The 15,799-nt window shown below is 38.1% G+C and carries 17 protein-coding genes, 5 tRNA genes, 1 riboswitch and 1 other annotated feature; of the genes, 17 read left to right on the top strand and 5 right to left on the bottom strand.

The genetic code is table 11. From position 1 onward, the window contains the following. Positions 1–121 precede the first annotated feature (121 nt). The 5 genes from dapD to HNQ80_RS21640 all read right to left on the bottom strand — a co-directional run bounded on the left by dapD (position 122) and on the right by HNQ80_RS21640 (position 4,518). Complete coding sequence (gene dapD, locus HNQ80_RS21660) at positions 122–880, bottom strand: 2,3,4,5-tetrahydropyridine-2,6-dicarboxylate N-acetyltransferase (protein WP_456298215.1); 759 nt, start codon at positions 878–880, stop codon at positions 122–124. Positions 881–956: 76 nt separating this feature from the next. Then, positions 957–1,721 (bottom strand): 4-hydroxy-tetrahydrodipicolinate reductase, encoded by a 765-nt coding sequence (gene dapB / locus HNQ80_RS21655; RefSeq protein ID WP_330602988.1) that lies wholly within the window; start codon positions 1,719–1,721, stop codon positions 957–959. Positions 1,722–1,735: 14 nt separating this feature from the next. After that, a complete protein-coding gene (dapA, locus tag HNQ80_RS21650; RefSeq protein WP_184312767.1) occupies positions 1,736–2,617 on the bottom strand; it encodes a 4-hydroxy-tetrahydrodipicolinate synthase in 882 nt (293 codons plus the stop codon). Between the two features lie 97 nt (positions 2,618–2,714). After that, the gene (locus HNQ80_RS21645) at positions 2,715–3,710 is read right to left on the bottom strand and encodes an aspartate-semialdehyde dehydrogenase (protein WP_184312766.1); all 996 of its coding nucleotides are present in this window, start codon (positions 3,708–3,710) and stop codon (positions 2,715–2,717) included. A gap of 22 nt (positions 3,711–3,732) precedes the next feature. Continuing rightward, a complete protein-coding gene (locus HNQ80_RS21640; protein WP_184312765.1) occupies positions 3,733–4,518 on the bottom strand; it encodes a DeoR/GlpR family DNA-binding transcription regulator in 786 nt (261 codons plus the stop codon). Positions 4,519–4,818: 300 nt separating this feature from the next. Next, positions 4,819–5,009: riboswitch (Lysine riboswitch) on the bottom strand. A 158-nt stretch (positions 5,010–5,167) separates the two neighbouring features. Between HNQ80_RS21640 and HNQ80_RS21635 the strand changes: the two genes are divergently transcribed. From HNQ80_RS21635 to HNQ80_RS21555, 17 genes are all read left to right on the top strand, one after another. After that, positions 5,168–6,337, top strand: coding sequence for a M20 metallopeptidase family protein (locus HNQ80_RS21635; RefSeq protein ID WP_184312764.1), 1,170 nt, complete (start codon positions 5,168–5,170; stop codon positions 6,335–6,337). A 32-nt stretch (positions 6,338–6,369) separates the two neighbouring features. Beyond that, positions 6,370–7,338: a type II CAAX endopeptidase family protein gene (locus HNQ80_RS21630; protein ID WP_184312763.1), complete on the top strand. Its 969-nt coding sequence runs from the start codon at positions 6,370–6,372 to the stop codon at positions 7,336–7,338. A 137-nt stretch (positions 7,339–7,475) separates the two neighbouring features. After that, positions 7,476–8,012: a mismatch-specific DNA-glycosylase gene (locus HNQ80_RS21625; RefSeq protein WP_184312762.1), complete on the top strand. Its 537-nt coding sequence runs from the start codon at positions 7,476–7,478 to the stop codon at positions 8,010–8,012. A gap of 60 nt (positions 8,013–8,072) precedes the next feature. Next, positions 8,073–8,285 (top strand): small, acid-soluble spore protein, alpha/beta type, encoded by a 213-nt coding sequence (locus tag HNQ80_RS21620; RefSeq protein WP_184312761.1) that lies wholly within the window; start codon positions 8,073–8,075, stop codon positions 8,283–8,285. A gap of 172 nt (positions 8,286–8,457) precedes the next feature. Next, complete coding sequence (locus HNQ80_RS21615) at positions 8,458–9,150, top strand: SOS response-associated peptidase (protein ID WP_184312760.1); 693 nt, start codon at positions 8,458–8,460, stop codon at positions 9,148–9,150. Positions 9,151–9,175: 25 nt separating this feature from the next. Continuing rightward, the gene (locus HNQ80_RS21610) at positions 9,176–9,907 is read left to right on the top strand and encodes an SIR2 family NAD-dependent protein deacylase (protein ID WP_184312759.1); all 732 of its coding nucleotides are present in this window, start codon (positions 9,176–9,178) and stop codon (positions 9,905–9,907) included. A gap of 16 nt (positions 9,908–9,923) precedes the next feature. Beyond that, positions 9,924–10,664 (top strand): class I SAM-dependent DNA methyltransferase, encoded by a 741-nt coding sequence (locus HNQ80_RS21605; RefSeq protein WP_184312758.1) that lies wholly within the window; start codon positions 9,924–9,926, stop codon positions 10,662–10,664. Positions 10,665–10,781: 117 nt separating this feature from the next. Then, complete coding sequence (locus HNQ80_RS21600; protein ID WP_184312757.1) at positions 10,782–10,982, top strand: cold-shock protein; 201 nt, start codon at positions 10,782–10,784, stop codon at positions 10,980–10,982. Positions 10,983–11,135: 153 nt separating this feature from the next. Continuing rightward, on the top strand, positions 11,136–12,020 hold the full coding sequence (hslO, locus tag HNQ80_RS21595) for an Hsp33 family molecular chaperone HslO (RefSeq protein ID WP_184312756.1): 885 nt from the start codon (positions 11,136–11,138) through the stop codon (positions 12,018–12,020). Positions 12,021–12,162: 142 nt separating this feature from the next. After that, a tRNA-Val gene (locus tag HNQ80_RS21590) sits at positions 12,163–12,238 on the top strand. Between the two features lie 5 nt (positions 12,239–12,243). Then, positions 12,244–12,320, top strand: a tRNA-Asp gene (locus HNQ80_RS21585). A gap of 4 nt (positions 12,321–12,324) precedes the next feature. Continuing rightward, a tRNA-Phe gene (locus HNQ80_RS21580) sits at positions 12,325–12,400 on the top strand. Between the two features lie 98 nt (positions 12,401–12,498). Beyond that, positions 12,499–12,573, top strand: a tRNA-Gly gene (locus HNQ80_RS21575). A gap of 7 nt (positions 12,574–12,580) precedes the next feature. Continuing rightward, positions 12,581–12,655, top strand: a tRNA-Cys gene (locus HNQ80_RS21570). Between the two features lie 302 nt (positions 12,656–12,957). Beyond that, a complete protein-coding gene (locus tag HNQ80_RS21565) occupies positions 12,958–13,725 on the top strand; it encodes a DUF6873 family GME fold protein (protein WP_184312755.1) in 768 nt (255 codons plus the stop codon). An 81-nt stretch (positions 13,726–13,806) separates the two neighbouring features. Further along, the gene (gene ytxC / locus HNQ80_RS21560) at positions 13,807–14,718 is read left to right on the top strand and encodes a putative sporulation protein YtxC (RefSeq protein WP_184312754.1); all 912 of its coding nucleotides are present in this window, start codon (positions 13,807–13,809) and stop codon (positions 14,716–14,718) included. A 148-nt stretch (positions 14,719–14,866) separates the two neighbouring features. Next, on the top strand, positions 14,867–15,469 hold the full coding sequence (locus HNQ80_RS21555) for a DUF445 domain-containing protein (RefSeq protein WP_184312753.1): 603 nt from the start codon (positions 14,867–14,869) through the stop codon (positions 15,467–15,469). Between the two features lie 94 nt (positions 15,470–15,563). Next, positions 15,564–15,781, top strand: a binding site (T-box leader). Positions 15,782–15,799 lie beyond the last annotated feature (18 nt).

Raw genomic sequence — 15,799 nt, 5'->3', positions numbered from 1 at the left:
GTACTTCCATTAAAGCAAAAGAGGTTCTTTTTTTCATTATTAAAATTTTTCCATTGTCAATCTGTAATTATTTCTTTGATGCAACATTAGAAAGTGCGCTAGCTTTTATTTTTTATCCTTTTTATCCTCTTAAGTCATCAAGAAGTTTTGTCTTTTCTTCTGTTTTTTCGTCTTTGGCTTTGATAATCTTAGCTGGGGAGCCAGCTACAACAGAATCTGGTGGAACATCCTTTGTAACGATGGCACCTGCTGCTACCACAGCATTTTTCCCTACACGAACGCCTTCTAATATGACAGCATTGGCACCGATCATTACATGATCCTCAATAATAACAGGCGTAGCACTTGGCGGCTCTAAAACCCCAGCAACGACAGCCCCTGCACCCACATGAACGTTTTTGCCTATCATGGAGCGGGCGCCCAATACAGCATTCATATCGATCATGGTATTTTCGCCGATTTCAGAACCGATATTGACGACGGCACCCATCATGATAACAGCGTTATCTCCGATTTTTACTCGATCTCGAATAATCGCGCCAGGTTCAATGCGGGCGTTGATGTGCTTAAGATCTAGCATAGGAATAGCAGAGTTCCTACGATCATTTTCCATAACATAATCTTTGATGACGTGCTGATGGGTTGCTAAAAAGTCTGCTATTTCTACATGTTCACCAAAGAGAATCCAGAAATCTTCACTGCCAAATTTCTTAATCCCTTCTTGGGTTGCAGTACCTAGGTCTCCTTGAACATATACCTTGACAGGTGTAGATTTCTTAGCTTGTTTGATAAATTTTGCAATTTCATAAGGATTTGTTAAGTCTAATTGTTCCTGTGTGGTATCCTTTTCTATTGTCATTGGTGAAATCATTCCTTTCATACATTATTCAATCGGAAAAACTGTGGTATATCCCTATTGATTTATAAGGGATTTATATTATGGCATAATTTTAATCTTATATTGTATTTTGCTGAATGATACTATTCATATTGTAAAAGCCCGGTGTTTGTTTCGTGATAAATTTTGCTGCTTGTATTGCACCCAGACCAAAAATATCTTTTGACAGGGCGGTATGAGTGATTTCAATTATTTCATCAGGTCCAGCAAAAATAACAGTATGTTCACCAACGATAGTACCACCTCGAACGGCATGGATACCAATGTGGGTATCTTTCCTTACGTCAGTTTTACCGTGTCTTCCATAAATAAACTCCTTATTATTTTCAAAGGCCTCATTGATAGCATTGACTAACATGAAGGCAGTTCCACTGGGAGAATCAACCTTTTTGTTATGATGCTTTTCAATCACTTCGATATCAAAAGAGGAACCCAATGTTTTACCAGCCCTAGCCACAAGATCTGTTACCAAATTAATCCCCACAGACATATTGGCAGAGTGGAAAATCGGGACATCTTTAGAGCAATCCACGAGCTTGGTGAAATCTTCGCCGCTTAATCCAGTAGTTGCTGTAACCAATGGCGTTTTTGTGCTGATACAGTAATCGATGAGGGCAGAAAGTGCACTATGATGAGAAAAGTCGATGATTACATCGCCTTTCTCTTTGCAAGCACCTGCCTGACCGTACACGGGAAAGGTGTTCATATATTTTTCAGGATTATGATCAATACCAGCTACAATTTCTATTTCTGGGTCTTCCTTCATGAGCTTCACAAGCACCCTACCCATTTTTCCATTGCATCCATGAAGTATTACTTTCATCAAAGGAATCCCTCCTATTTTAGCAAGCCATATTCAGTCATTCTAGCAGTCAAGATATTCAAATTTCCTTCACTCATTTCCGTGAGTGGCAATCGTAATTCTCCCATTTCAAAACCCATGAGATTCATGGCGGTCTTTACAGGAATGGGGTTTACTTCAATAAACAATGCATCGATCAAAGCCTTCATTTGAAGCTGAAGGGCACAAGCTCCTTTGACATCTCCATCAATAAATTTTTGAACCATATTGTGGGTATCCCTTGGGGCCACGTTGGCCACAACGGAGATGACACCATGCCCACCTAAGGACATTAGGGGAACGATCATGTCATCATTTCCAGAATATATATGGAAGTCCGATGGAACAAGTCTAGCAATTTCAGCTACTTGAGCAATATTACCGCTAGCCTCTTTGATCGCTTGTATATTTCTATGCTTTGCCAGTTCAGCCACCGTTGCAGGGAGAATATTTACACCCGTTCTACCAGGAACGTTGTACAGAATAATAGGAATGCTAACAGCATCGGCGATTGCAGTAAAATGTGCCAATAGACCCTTTGTCGTTGCTTTGTTGTAATAAGGAGTGATCACCAAAAGACCATCTGCCCCAACTGCCTCAGCGTATTTACTCATCTCGATAGCATGGGCAGTGTTGTTGCTTCCTGTACCTGCGATAACTGGGATACGGCCATTAATTTTTTCAACTGTAAATTTAATCATCTCTTTTTGTTCTTCGTCACTCATGGTAGAAGCTTCACCAGTGGTACCACATACGATGATTGCATCTGTACCTTGTTCTATATGCCAGTTTAAGATTTCTTCCATTTTACTGTAGTTTACTTTACCATCTTTAAAGGGTGTAACAATGGCTACGCCAGAACCAGTAAATAGACTCATCTATAACATCCTTCCTTTTATAGTTTTCACTGGCTACCAATGCCAGCGAGGGGAATAATGGTAAGACTTGGCATTATGGCTGCACAAAAGGATACAACTATAATGATTGGGTAACGAGTTCAGCAATTTGAACAGCATTGGTAGCAGCACCTTTTCGAATGTTATCTGCTACGACCCACATATTTAATCCATTTTCGATACTTTCATCTCTACGTATTCTTCCTACATACACTGCATCTGTTCCAGCTGCTGCTCGAGCCAATGGATATACGTTGGCCGATGGGTCATCTTGAAGTATAATGCCAGGACTATTTTTCAACAACTCACGAACCTCATTTACGTCAAAGGATTTTTCTAATTCTATATTGATAGATTCGCTGTGACTGTTAAAAACAGGAACTCTTACCGTTGTAGCAGTAATTTTCAAGTTATAGTCGCCGAGAATTTTTTTCGTTTCTTCAATCATTTTTATTTCTTCTTTTGTATAACCATTTTCTAAAAAAACATCGATGTGAGGTAGGCAGTTATGGGCAATTGGATGGGGATAAGCCAACAAAAGGTCATTTCCATTTAAGCCCTCCTCAAGGTCCTTAACACCCTTTACGCCAGTACCAGAGACGGACTGATAAGTAGAATAAATAATTCTTTTGATGCCATACTGGTCATGAAGGGGCTTCAATGCCACCACAGCTTGGATTGTGGAACAATTAGGATTTGCAATAATGCCTTTATTCCACGAGATATCCTCTGGATTTACCTCGGGAACAACAAGTGGAACGTTTTGATCCATTCGCCATGCACTGCTGTTATCCACCACGATGACCCCTTTGGATGCAGCGATAGGAGCAAATTTTTTACTGATATCTCCGCCTGCTGAGAATAAAGCGATGTCAATATTCCTATCGAAGCTTGATTCTGTAAGCTCTTGAACAGTATATTCAATCCCCTTACAAGTTACTTTTTCACCAGCAGATTTTGCAGAGGCAAATACATGCAGTTGATCATAAGGAAAATCTCTTTCTTCTAAAACCTTTAAAAACGTTCTTCCTACCATGCCAGTTGCTCCAACCACAGCCAAATTGATTTTTTTCATTTAGAATAGCTCCTTTCAAAATTTATCGTTTATTCGAATTGTGTAACATTTTTGTTACTTCCACTTTCACACCGTGTTTTGAGATACGGTGCAACTCCTCTTTGTTTGCATTTTCATCGGTAATCAGCATATCAATTTTTTGTACATCGCACACCTTGGAAAATGTAATGCGACCAATTTTTCTGTAATCGGCTATGACAATATTTTTTTTAGTACATTCCATCAGCGTTTTTAAAAAGTCTGCGCTTTCAATGGTAGATGTACTGATGCCAAAGTCATCTTTAATGCCAGCGCAGGGGATGAACGCCTTGTCAAAATAGTAATTTCTAAGATCGTTCACTGCTCTGGAACCTAAGATATTGCCTTTATAATTTTTGATGCGTCCGCCGATGACGATGGTTTCGATGGAGTCAATGTGGGAAAGCTCTTTAGCTACATCCAGAGAATTTGTAACAACGGTGATATTTTTATCCCGCATCATGGGGATCATAAATAATCCGATAGTACTCCCCATGAGCATGATGGTATCGCCATTTTCAATAAACTCTATTGCCTTTGCTGCAATGGCCTTTTTTTCCTCCAAAGCTTCGCTTTTTCCCTCCTCCATAGAAGGAATCCATTTGGTTTTTTCAATTCGCGTTGCGCCACCATGAGTTTTTTTCAAAAGTCCTTTTTCTTCTAGGTCTGTTAAATCTCTACGGATTGTATAGATAGATACATCAAAGGCTTCTGTTAACTGTTGCAGATTGACAATTCCTTCCCGTTCAATCATTTCCAATATCTTTTTTCGTCGCGCTTCTGTAATCAAATCCTACGCCTCCAAATTCATACTATATGATTATATTTTGCTAATATTATTATAATATAATTATCAAATTATGGTTACAATTATCTTACCATGGGGTAGGTACATTTGCAAATATTTTTAAAGTATTGGTACAATGAATATTTTGCGCGGGTTCATACATTATATTCAATCGTGGAGTTTGATGGTGCATATGGGTAAACATGTAAAAAGTAGCATAAAAATGGATATAAAAAAACGGCGTAAGAGTAAAAGGTACCCTTCGCCGTTTTGAAAACGTCAATAGAATACAACTTTCACCCTGTGTGTAGTAGCGCTTCGTCGATAAACTGGGTGATTTATCGATGACAGTCCTATGCTTTTTCAGCACAGTCCCAGCGAATATTCCGAGGGTGGAATATTTGCTTCGGCGAAGACACCTTTCCTTTTGGTATAAACGGTTCCCTGGACCTAACCAAAAGTACTCTTTGTCGATCGCAACCTCTAAGACACAACAAATTCGTTGAATGTTTAATATATATTCAATTTAATGTATCTTAACACGCCTTGAAAAATAAGTCAACCCATAATAAACTTTTTCTTTTCTAAGAAAATAAAAAAGGATAAAATGAATTTATGAAGGTTGACAGATAATAAATATGAGGTGATCGATATGGTTCAAATACAAGAGCATGTAGCAGCAATGAAAGAAGAAATTATCGAGTTAAGAAGAGTACTCCATCAAATACCGGAGAGTGGATTTGAGGAATATAAGACCAGTGCATTTATCATAGGGAAGCTAAAGGAATATGGTATAGAAGTTCATGAAAATATCGCAGGTACAGGCGTGATTGGATATCTAAAAGGAACCGTGGGAGACCAAACCATTGCGTTTCGAGCAGACATGGATGCATTATCCGTTGAAGAAAAGACAAATTTGACTTATGCATCCACCCATAAGGGAATGATGCATGCTTGCGGGCATGATGCCCATATGGCAATTCTTTTGGGGCTTGCTGGATTTCTTTCAAAGAATAAAGACATCGTGAGATGGAATGTTGTATTTCTCTTTCAACCAGCAGAGGAAGGTCCTGGCGGCGCTGAACCTATGATTCAAGAGGGTATTATCCAGAAGTTTAAGATCGATCGCATTATGGGTCTCCATGTTTTCCCTGAGGTATCTGAGGGAAAGGTGGCATGTAGACCTGGTCCTGTGATGGCCCAAACAGGGGAATTTGATATCACGATAACGGCAAAAAGTGGTCATGGTGCTATTCCTCATAAGGCTATTGATGGCATCGTAATCGCATCGAATTTGATTATGAATTATCAATCCATTGTGAGTCGTAACATAGATCCCGTTGAAGGGGCTGTTATGACTATCGGAAAGATGTGGGGTGGGGAGCGAAGAAATATCATTGCTGGGCAGGTAGTTTTAGAAGGAACCATGCGGGCTTTTTCGGAGGAAGTCTATAGAACAATGCAGCAAAGAATGAAAGAGATTGCTGAGGGTGTTGCATTATCTTATCAATGCAAGATTGATATTGTTTTTAGAGATATGTATCCAGCGGTGGTAAACGATGAAGAGATGTTCTATGAACTGCAGACAGCTGTTGGCCAAGAGAATCTAGAGATTATTGCGCCTCAAATGATTGCCGAAGATTTTTCATATTTTCAGAAAGTGGTTCCAGGTTTGTTTTTCTTTCTAGGGACGAGAAATGAGCAAGAAGGTTATGTTTATCCATTGCATAACAGTTGTTTTAATCTTAATGAAGAGATACTGCTGGCGGGTATTCAAGTATATTTGAATTATATGAGACTGAAAAATATCATGGAAGAATAGCATAAAGCAGGATTCGTAAAGGAGGGAATGGATTGGAGAAAAAAAAGGGAATGCAGGTACTCAGTGTAAATATTCTCTATCTGGTGGTTGCACTGATGCTGCTCACCGTTGGCGCCTTTGTCCAATATAAGGATGTTAAAATTGGGCTGATTATTACAGAATATATCCTTGTGTTATTGCCAGTTATTTTGTTTTTAAAAATAAAGGGTGAGAGCATAAAAAAAGTGCTGAGATTAAAGCCGTTGCGGGCAAAGCACGGATTCCTCATCGTGTTGATTACCATCTTTAGTTACCCCGTAGCTTTGTTTTTTAATTTGATTGCCATGACCATCATGAGTACCTTTGGAAAATTGGAGCAACTACCGATTCCAGTCGCGGATAATTTTAGGGACTATATCATTTTAATGTTGATTATTTCAGTGTCTGCAGGTATCTGTGAGGAGACATTTTTTAGGGGATTGATGATGCGGAGCTATGAACGCTTGGGGAAAGTTAATGCTATTGTGTTGTCAGCCGTACTATTTGGTGTATTTCATTTTAACTTACAAAACCTATTGGGACCGATTGTATTGGGGCTTATCTTTGGCTATCTAGTCTATCAGACCGATTCACTTTATGCAGGCGTGATTGGTCATATGGCCAATAATGGATTTGCTGTAACCTTAGGTTATGGGATGATGCAGCTTCAGAAGGTTTTAGGAAATACTGTGGATGCAAGTGCTCAGGCCATGCCCAACACGATACAATTGATGATGGCGACACTGGTGATCGGTTTTGTTGCTGTTTTGGGCGGGACTGCCGCATTTTTGCTTCTGAGAATCATCATTCGAGATACAAAAGAAGTGGAATATAGAGAAAAGCTAGAAGAAATTCTATTAGATGAACCAATAGAAGATCTGCCACAAAAAGGGAACGTATCAATATTGTCTTTTATACCTGTATTTATTACTCTAATCATATTTGTTTCTTTAGGATATATGCAGATTCAAAGATTATCATAGTGTGTTTAGAGGAAGAAGAGGGTGAAAAACTGCTGAAAATGATTCAGCAGTTTTTCTACATACGGTATAAGTTAGGTAGATAGGGAATAACCTAAGGGCGATAGAGCATTGTTTTAGGAAAGGAATGTGAATAATCTATGTATAGTTCAAAGAGCGAAAGCAATAAACCCTTACCAGATATCATCAAGGAGGATCTTGATGTGCTTTTTATAGGATATAATCCGGGTTTGAAATCTGCTCAAGAGGGGCATCATTATGCGGGAAAAAGCAATCGATTTTGGAAGCTCCTATATGATGCAGGGTTAACCCCGCGAAAGTTGCATCCCTACGAGGATAGGGAACTCCTACACTATGGATATGGGTCTACAAACATTATTGATAGAGAAACAAAGAGTGCAGCTGAATTAACCGATGAAGAGTATGAGGTAGGACGGGAAAAGCTGAAGGGGCTATTGAGAAAATACCATCCTAAAATTGCATGTTATGTAGGGATTGGCGTCTATCAAAGATTTGCAAAAAAGAAGGAAATAAAACCAGGTTTGCAGTCTAACTCCATTGTGGAAGGCGTATTGGATTATGTATGCTCTTCCAGCAGCGGTTTGAACAGGATACCCATAGATGAGCAGATAAATTGCTTCAAAGGCGTGCTGGAATTATTAAAAAATTTAAAATGAGATACTATGTATAAAAGCTACCCCGATTACCCATAATACAGAAGAGGGGAGGGGTAGAAATTGTCAAAGAAAAATAGCCTTAAAAACAAAAAAAAGAAAATTGAAACCATAGAGGATCAATGGAAATATGAAATTGCAGCCGAGTTGGGATTAGCAGACAAGGTAGAGCAATTTGGTTGGGGAGGTTTAACCGCAAAAGAGACAGGTCGAATCGGCGGCCTCATTACGGTGCGAAAGAAACAATCTAATCAGAAAAATACTATGGAGGGATAGGAAATGCTATTCCTCTTTTTATTTGGTTTAGAATAAATTTGAAACATACGGAATTACAAGTGTAAAGCAGTTGTAGAAAAATATGTATTTTCTTTTTCCTATTTCTGATATGGAATTCTCTAATACAAAAAAATGGGATATAATATCTGTAGTGAATAATAGGAGGTGCCATATGTGTGGAAGGTATTATTTAGCAGAAAATATCCGTTCCTTAGAGGAGCGATATCATTTAACCTATACCGATTTAAGCTATATGCCTAGATACAACATAGCGCCCACTCAATATGCCCCTGTGATTATAAAGGACGGTACCAAGCAATTGAAGCTTTTTAAATGGGGTCTTATTCCTTCCTGGGCCAAGGATCTCAGTATAGGGACGAAAATGATCAATGCTAGAGTGGAAACTTTATTGGAGAAGAAGAGTTTTCGAGATGCTTTCTATAAAAGAAGATGTCTTGTACCTGCCAGCGGATTTTATGAATGGGAGAAAATTGGAAATTATAAACAGCCCTATGAATTCCACTTATCCAATCATAAAATATTTTCTATGGCAGGACTGTGGGATGTATGGACAAATCTAAAAGGAGAAAAAATATATTCTTTTACTATTATCACTACTGAACCTAATGAATATATACGCCCCTATCATCACAGGATGGCTGTAATTTTACACAAAGAAGACGAAGACAGATGGCTGGATGGAGAGATTGATAACTTGAATGATCTCAACGGTATATTGAAGCCTTATCCAAGTCGATTTTTTGAAAAACAAAGGGTTTCTGAGGCTGTGAACTCAGTAAGAAATGATTATCCAGAATTAATACAAGCTGCTTCTGTTGAAGAGCAGATCAAATGGGATATATAAATTTGGGTGAAATGGGGGAGAAGCCATGGATAAAATTGAAAGAGCGGCGGCGCTTATTAGAAGCAGTAGGAAGACAATTGTTTTAACAGGAGCAGGCATTTCAACAGAGAGTGGAATTCCAGACTTTAGAAGTCCAGGTACGGGACTATGGGAAAAAATTGATCCTATGGAGGCTTTATCAACGAAGGCTCTATATCAAAATCCTAAATATTTTTATGAGGTGGGATTTCAGCTGTTAACTTCTATGGCTGATGCGGTGCCCAACAAAGCTCATGAAATATTGGCAAAATTAGAGGAAGAAGGATACATCCATCTCCTTGTCACCCAGAACATTGATAATTTACATCAAAAGGCGGGCTCAAAGGAAGTTTTGGAGGTCCATGGACATACAAGAAGTGGGTATTGCTTGAACTGTGACGATGAAGTATCAATCCAAGAGATGAACAGAATCGTCCGAAAGGGGGAGATTCCTCCTAGGTGTCCAGTGTGTGGAGGTACTTTGCGTCCAAGGGTCGTATTATTTGGAGATTCCTTGCCACCATGTTTTGATAGAGCATGGAGTGAGGTGGAGAAGGGAGATTTGCTAATTGTTATTGGTTCAAGCTTGGAGGTTGGACCTGTGAATTATCTTGCAAATCTATGTAAGAAACTTATGATTATAAATCTTGGGACAACAACCTATGACCAACGGGCTGATTTGATCATCCAGGGAGCTGCAAGTCAAGTCCTTGAACAGATTTATGAAAAATTACACTAGAATAGGGAGAGATTGAATGAGTGCTTATAGCAGTTTTGCCTATGTATATGATATCCTCATGAGGGATGTGAATTATGAAGGTTGGATAGACTACATAGAACAAATTTTTAATAGGTATGGGCTGAAGCCACGAAACATTGTGGAACTAGCCTGTGGGACGGGAAATATTGCAAATCGGTTGGCGAAGAGAGATTATAATGTGATTGGAACAGACCTATCGGAGGATATGTTGATGGTTGCCCAAGAAAAGGCTGCTGATCTGGAGGTGCCTGTGATCTATCTTCATCAAGATATGAAAGAGATGATGCTGCCGAACGAGCTAGATTGCATTTTGTGCGTTTGTGATGGTATGAATTATATCTTGAAAGAAAGCGATTTGAAACAGATATTTCAATCCGTTTATGAGCACTTGAAGGATGGAGGCCTATTTATATTCGACATTAGTTCTCATTACAAGCTTTCTCATATTCTTGGGAGAAACACTTTTGCAGAGAATCATAAAGGAGTATCCTATATCTGGGAAAATTATTACGATGAAAAAAGAGGCGTATGTGATTTTGATTTAACCCTTTTCGTGCAAGAAGAGAAGCTATATAGAAAGCATACAGAGAGTCATAGCCAAAGAGCTTATAGGGAAGAAGAAATTACAAGTATGCTTGACAAGATTCCCTTCAAAAAAATGGATTTCTTTGATGCTTTTACATTTCAGAAACCCAATCTGGAAAGTGAAAGAATCTATTTTATCTGTCAGAAATGATAAGAAGAATAGAGGGAAGGAAAACCTTTTATCATTTGACAGAAATTATTGCCTATGGTAAACTTTAGTAAGTAGGTGCAATACTTACGCTAGATTTTGGTTGGGAGGATTGTTTGCATGGAAAAAGGTACAGTAAAGTGGTTTAACTCAGAAAAAGGATACGGATTCATCTCTAGAGAAAATGGGGATGACGTATTCGTACACTTCTCCGCTATCATGATGGATGGCTACAAAACATTAGAAGAAGGTCAAACTGTTCAATTTGAAGTAGTTCAAGGAGAAAAAGGACCTCAAGCTACAAACGTTTCAAGAGCATAGTCCAATCGGTTCTAGACGAGTAGCGAATAAGCCCTGACTTACATCAGGGCTTTTGTTATGGATCTATGAGATATAGGTAAATATTGAAAAATGTGGTTTACTATAAGAAATATTGTTTATAATATATATGAGATGCAGCTAGGAGGAGAAACGATGAAAAACTACGTTGTAAGAGCCGTAGCGGCAAACCAGGGCATTCGGGCTTTTGCTGCTATTACTACAGATATGGTTGAGAGAGCAAGACAAATTCATGATGCTACACCTGTGGCTACTGCGGCTTTGGGGAGAACACTAACAGCTGGAGCAATGATGGGTGTTATGTTAAAGGGAGATCACGATAAAATATCTATTCAGATTAAAGGAGATGGCCCACTGAAGCAAATTCTCGTTGCGGCAGATTCCAAAGGAAATGTGAAGGGGTATGTGGCGAATCCATTTGTTGATATACCGCTGCGAGAAGATGGAAAGTTAGATGTGGGTAGTGCTGTGGGTAAAGACGGAAAGATTGTAGTGATTAAGGATCTTGGTTTGAAAGAGCCTTATATTGGACAATTAGAATTGACATCTGGAGAAATTGCAGAAGATATTACAGCCTATTTTGCTGTTTCGGAACAACAGCCATCCGCTGTGGCATTGGGAGTCTTGATAGATCGTGATCAGACCGTAAAGGCAAGTGGTGGATTTATTATTCAGCCTTTACCTGGTGTACGGGATGAGATTATTACAATTATTGAAGATCGATTAAGTTATATGCCTCCCATTACAGAAATAATAGATGGTAAGAAAAGTGCTGAAGAAGTACTGGAAATGATTTTGGATGGCATGGATGTAGAGATTCTTGAGAAAAAAGAAATTCATTTGAATTGCGATTGTTCTGTAGAGAGACTAGAAAAGGCGTTGATGAGCATCGGTGCTAAGGATTTGAAAGAGGTTATTGACGAGGATGGACAGGCAGAATTAACTTGCCATTTTTGTAATACAAAATATCATTTCGATCGAGAGCATCTAGAAAGATTGTATGCAGAGGCAACGAGATAGAAAAAAGAAAAAACTAATACTAAAGAAAATAAAAGATGAATATACTTATTTTAGTTGGAAATAAGTGAGAAGAAATGATGAAAATAACATTGACTTAACGCTCAAAATGTTGTAATATATATTTTGTCAGTTTTGTTGATGAGGGCGCATAGCTCAGCTGGGAGAGCACCTGCCTTACAAGCAGGGGGTCATAGGTTCGATCCCTATTGCGCCCACCATATTTGGCCCGGTAGTTCAGTTGGTTAGAATGCCAGCCTGTCACGCTGGAGGTCGAGGGTTCGAGCCCCTTCCGGGTCGCCATATTGCCCAGATAGCTCAGTCGGTAGAGCAGAGGACTGAAAATCCTCGTGTCGCTGGTTCGATTCCGGCTCTGGGCACCATAAAATACGGTTCGCGGTTCCTTTGGAAAGTATTGGGATCAAGAGACCTAAGAGAATGATTCTAAATAATGAATAACTGACAACCAATAACCAAACATGCGGAAGTGGCTCAGGGGTAGAGCATCGCCTTGCCAAGGCGAGGGTCGCGAGTTCGAATCTCGTCTTCCGCTCCATAATTCTGGCGGCATAGCCAAGTGGTAAGGCAGAGGTCTGCAAAACCTTTATTCTCCAGTTCAAATCTGGATGCCGCCTCCAAATGTATATCAAATCCTAGTGAACTAGGATTTTTTTAGTTTTTGTATAGCGTTATATATCAAAATAGTTATTATAAAGGGCTCGTCATTCTGAGCGCCAAAAAGAATCTAACTATTTATAAAGATTTAGAGCTTTTTCATTTAAAGATTTAGAGCTTTTTCATTTCGCTTCCTTAAAAAAAATCTGGACTTTTTCAGCTGCTTTACTTTGAGCAGAATGACAGGCAATTCTAGGTTCATAAAACAAGAATTTAAATGATAACAGAACATCAAAATACAAATACTAATAAGGCGGTGAAGTATATGAAAAATAGTATATATTTAGAAATTCCCTTTATCCCTAAAAAAACAGTGACAACTATGATTATAGATGGAAGAGCACCTGCGATCGTTTCGAATAGTTTAGAAAAAATGGGTATACATATACTAAAAGCACCATGCTGTGAGGAGCTATACCCAGCGATTTCATATCACCCTGACATTCTATTACACCCTGTAAATGAAAGAGATATTGTCATTGCACCTAATGTTTATAACGAATTAGCGCCTGTTATTACACAATTGGGGCTCCATGCAATCAGAGGGAATACGAATTTAAAGAGTAACTATCCCCATAATATTGCATATAATGTAGCAAGGCTTTCAAACTTTGCAATTCATTGTTTTAAGTATACGGATCCAATTTTGCTAGAGCTTTTACAGCAACAGGGAGTCGAATTTATTGATGTAAAACAGGGATATTCAAAATGTTCCATCTGTATCGTGAATGAGAGGGCGATCATTACAGCTGACCATGGAATAGCCAAGGCGGTGAAAAAGCACGGAATTGAGACGTTATTGATTTCGCCAGGATACATATCATTGACAGGTCTTTCATATGGATTCATAGGAGGCGCTTCTGGACTATTGGGAAAAGATCAAATCGCATTCTCTGGAAAGTTGACGCATCATCCAGATTATGGACGGATTATTAATTTTTTGGATGAACAGCAAATGAATCCTATATTTCTTTCAGATGACGAAGCAATAGATATTGGCTCGATGATACCTATATTGCAAATGGCAGCTTAAGAAATAAATGTAATCGTTCATTTTGAATATCACTTCTTATTACACATATACTACTAATAGCGTAGAAAGGAGTGAAAAGGAATGTACCTGCTTTCTGTTTTATTTTCCGAAACAGCCCAGTATATTTTCGATCGAATAGATAAAGAAATTCATTGTTTTGAAAAAGAGGGAATTATCATTGAGAAGCATACTGAAAAACAAGGTAAAAATGAATATATCACCTTCGAAGTACAGACATCAAGTCTAAAGAATTATACCAAGAAAGACTTTCAGAATATCTTTAAGCATTATTTAGCCAATGCTTTTTCAGATATTATCATATATTACGAGGAAATAAAACTAGCCAGAAAGATTCTTCAAGAGCAATATTACTATTTTAGCCCTGTGGAAAGGGAAAGTATTTTAGGTCATTTGGAGAATGTACTTAAAAGTGAAGAGTATAAGTATCATGAGGGCGTTACCTATCGAATCAGTCGGAAAGCAAAAATATTGCAGCAAATAATGGACTATCTGAAAGAAAATGACTTTATACATCTGGACGGATTTATACGTTTTCGATTGAAAAATTATATCATGGAACTGGAAGATAGCATAGATAAGGCCGTAGAGGATTTTCTCATGGAAAAGGAATATAACGAGTTTATTCGGCTCTTAAGATATTTTGTGGATATTCAGGAAGCAAAAATAGATACAATCAATGTACTTATTCACGAAGATGGGAAATATCATTTATTTGATAAGTTAAGAAGAAGCATCAACAATGAGTATATAGAAGATTTGGCGGCAGAAATGCTGGATAATGATATCGGTTATGATGATTTACTGATTAGTTCTCTCATTACCATTGCACCGAAAAAGATCATCATTCATTTTAGTGGAAAAATTCATAATAAAGAAATTATAAAAACAATAAAAAATGTATTCTCTGATCGAGTAAGCGTATGTAGTGGATGTGATTTCTGTACATTGATACAGCATGTGAAGGAAGAGTAGAGATATCTCTACTCTTCTGAGCTATTATGATGGTGTTTAAAGTTGAATGGGAACAATGTCTATGATATACTTGTTTTCAGGTAGAAATATGTCGATTATTCTAGCCTTAGCTTTATAAGCAAAAGATGATAAACTTGAGGTGAGTACATTGTTCTGGACAAAACTACTAATTCTGGCTTTGATCGGTGCTGCAATTGGATGGTTTACTAATGTGTTGGCGATTAAGCTTATTTTCAGACCTTTACAGCCTATACAAATACCTATATTGAATATAACGCTTCAAGGATTAATTCCAAAGAGAAAATCAGAATTGGCGAAAAGTATAGGAGAAATTGTAGAATCTGAGTTGATCTCCATTGAAGAAATTATTGATAAGTTTATAGAAAATGAAAACAAAAGTGAGATTATTTTTAGCATTAAGAGAAAGATCAAGCGGATTATAGAGCAAAAGCTTCCTGGGATTATACCCAGCGCCATCAAATCAATGCTTATGGATTATATAGACGATGTGATTGATAAAGAAGCTGAAATCGCCCTAACGGAGTTAACGGAAAAAATAATTCACAAGGCAACCAGTAATGTGAGCATTGCCAAAATTATTGAGGAGAAAATCAATAATTTTGAGATAGACAAGCTAGAACACATCATATTGGCTATTGCGCAAAAAGAATTGAAGCATATTGAGATTTTGGGAGGCGTTATCGGCTTTGTGATTGGTATTTTGCAGGGGTTGATCATTTTGTTTATATGATGAAGAATTGTGGTATAATAAGGAAAAAGAGTGGATAAAATGATTGACAAGGATAGAAAATACACATATAATATTAAAAAAATCATAATAATATGAAAAGGCAATGAAGAGACAAAGTACTATAAACCCAATCATCAGAGAGAGGATGTCGTGGCTGAGAGCATCCTTGGATATGGCTATAGGAAAAACTAACTCCGAGCTATACCTGAATAATTATTCAATGAAAGGGTGTTCGTTTTGACAGCGTTAATGTCAAAGAGTGGATCTGATTCAATTAGGGTGGAACCGCGGGAATAACCTCTCGTCCCTTAGCTAAGGCTTTGGGGTGGG

It is taken from the genome of Anaerosolibacter carboniphilus, from assembly GCF_014205875.1.
Taxonomy (GTDB): Bacteria; Bacillota; Clostridia; order Peptostreptococcales; family Thermotaleaceae; genus Anaerosolibacter; species Anaerosolibacter carboniphilus.
Note: the sequence above shows the minus strand (reverse complement) of the source record. Positions and strands in the feature narration are given on the sequence as shown.

Coding starts and splice junctions, on each gene's coding strand:
- dapD (WP_456298215.1), bottom strand. CDS start 880: ATGAAAGGAATGATTTCACCAATGACAATAGAAAAGGATACCACACAG.
- dapB (WP_330602988.1), bottom strand. CDS start 1,721: ATGAAAGTAATACTTCATGGATGCAATGGAAAAATGGGTAGGGTGCTT.
- dapA (WP_184312767.1), bottom strand. CDS start 2,617: ATGAGTCTATTTACTGGTTCTGGCGTAGCCATTGTTACACCCTTTAAA.
- HNQ80_RS21645 (WP_184312766.1), bottom strand. CDS start 3,710: ATGAAAAAAATCAATTTGGCTGTGGTTGGAGCAACTGGCATGGTAGGA.
- HNQ80_RS21635 (WP_184312764.1), top strand. CDS start 5,168: ATGGTTCAAATACAAGAGCATGTAGCAGCAATGAAAGAAGAAATTATC.
- HNQ80_RS21625 (WP_184312762.1), top strand. CDS start 7,476: ATGTATAGTTCAAAGAGCGAAAGCAATAAACCCTTACCAGATATCATC.
- HNQ80_RS21615 (WP_184312760.1), top strand. CDS start 8,458: ATGTGTGGAAGGTATTATTTAGCAGAAAATATCCGTTCCTTAGAGGAG.
- HNQ80_RS21610 (WP_184312759.1), top strand. CDS start 9,176: ATGGATAAAATTGAAAGAGCGGCGGCGCTTATTAGAAGCAGTAGGAAG.
- HNQ80_RS21605 (WP_184312758.1), top strand. CDS start 9,924: ATGAGTGCTTATAGCAGTTTTGCCTATGTATATGATATCCTCATGAGG.
- HNQ80_RS21600 (WP_184312757.1), top strand. CDS start 10,782: ATGGAAAAAGGTACAGTAAAGTGGTTTAACTCAGAAAAAGGATACGGA.
- hslO (WP_184312756.1), top strand. CDS start 11,136: ATGAAAAACTACGTTGTAAGAGCCGTAGCGGCAAACCAGGGCATTCGG.
- HNQ80_RS21565 (WP_184312755.1), top strand. CDS start 12,958: ATGAAAAATAGTATATATTTAGAAATTCCCTTTATCCCTAAAAAAACA.
- ytxC (WP_184312754.1), top strand. CDS start 13,807: ATGTACCTGCTTTCTGTTTTATTTTCCGAAACAGCCCAGTATATTTTC.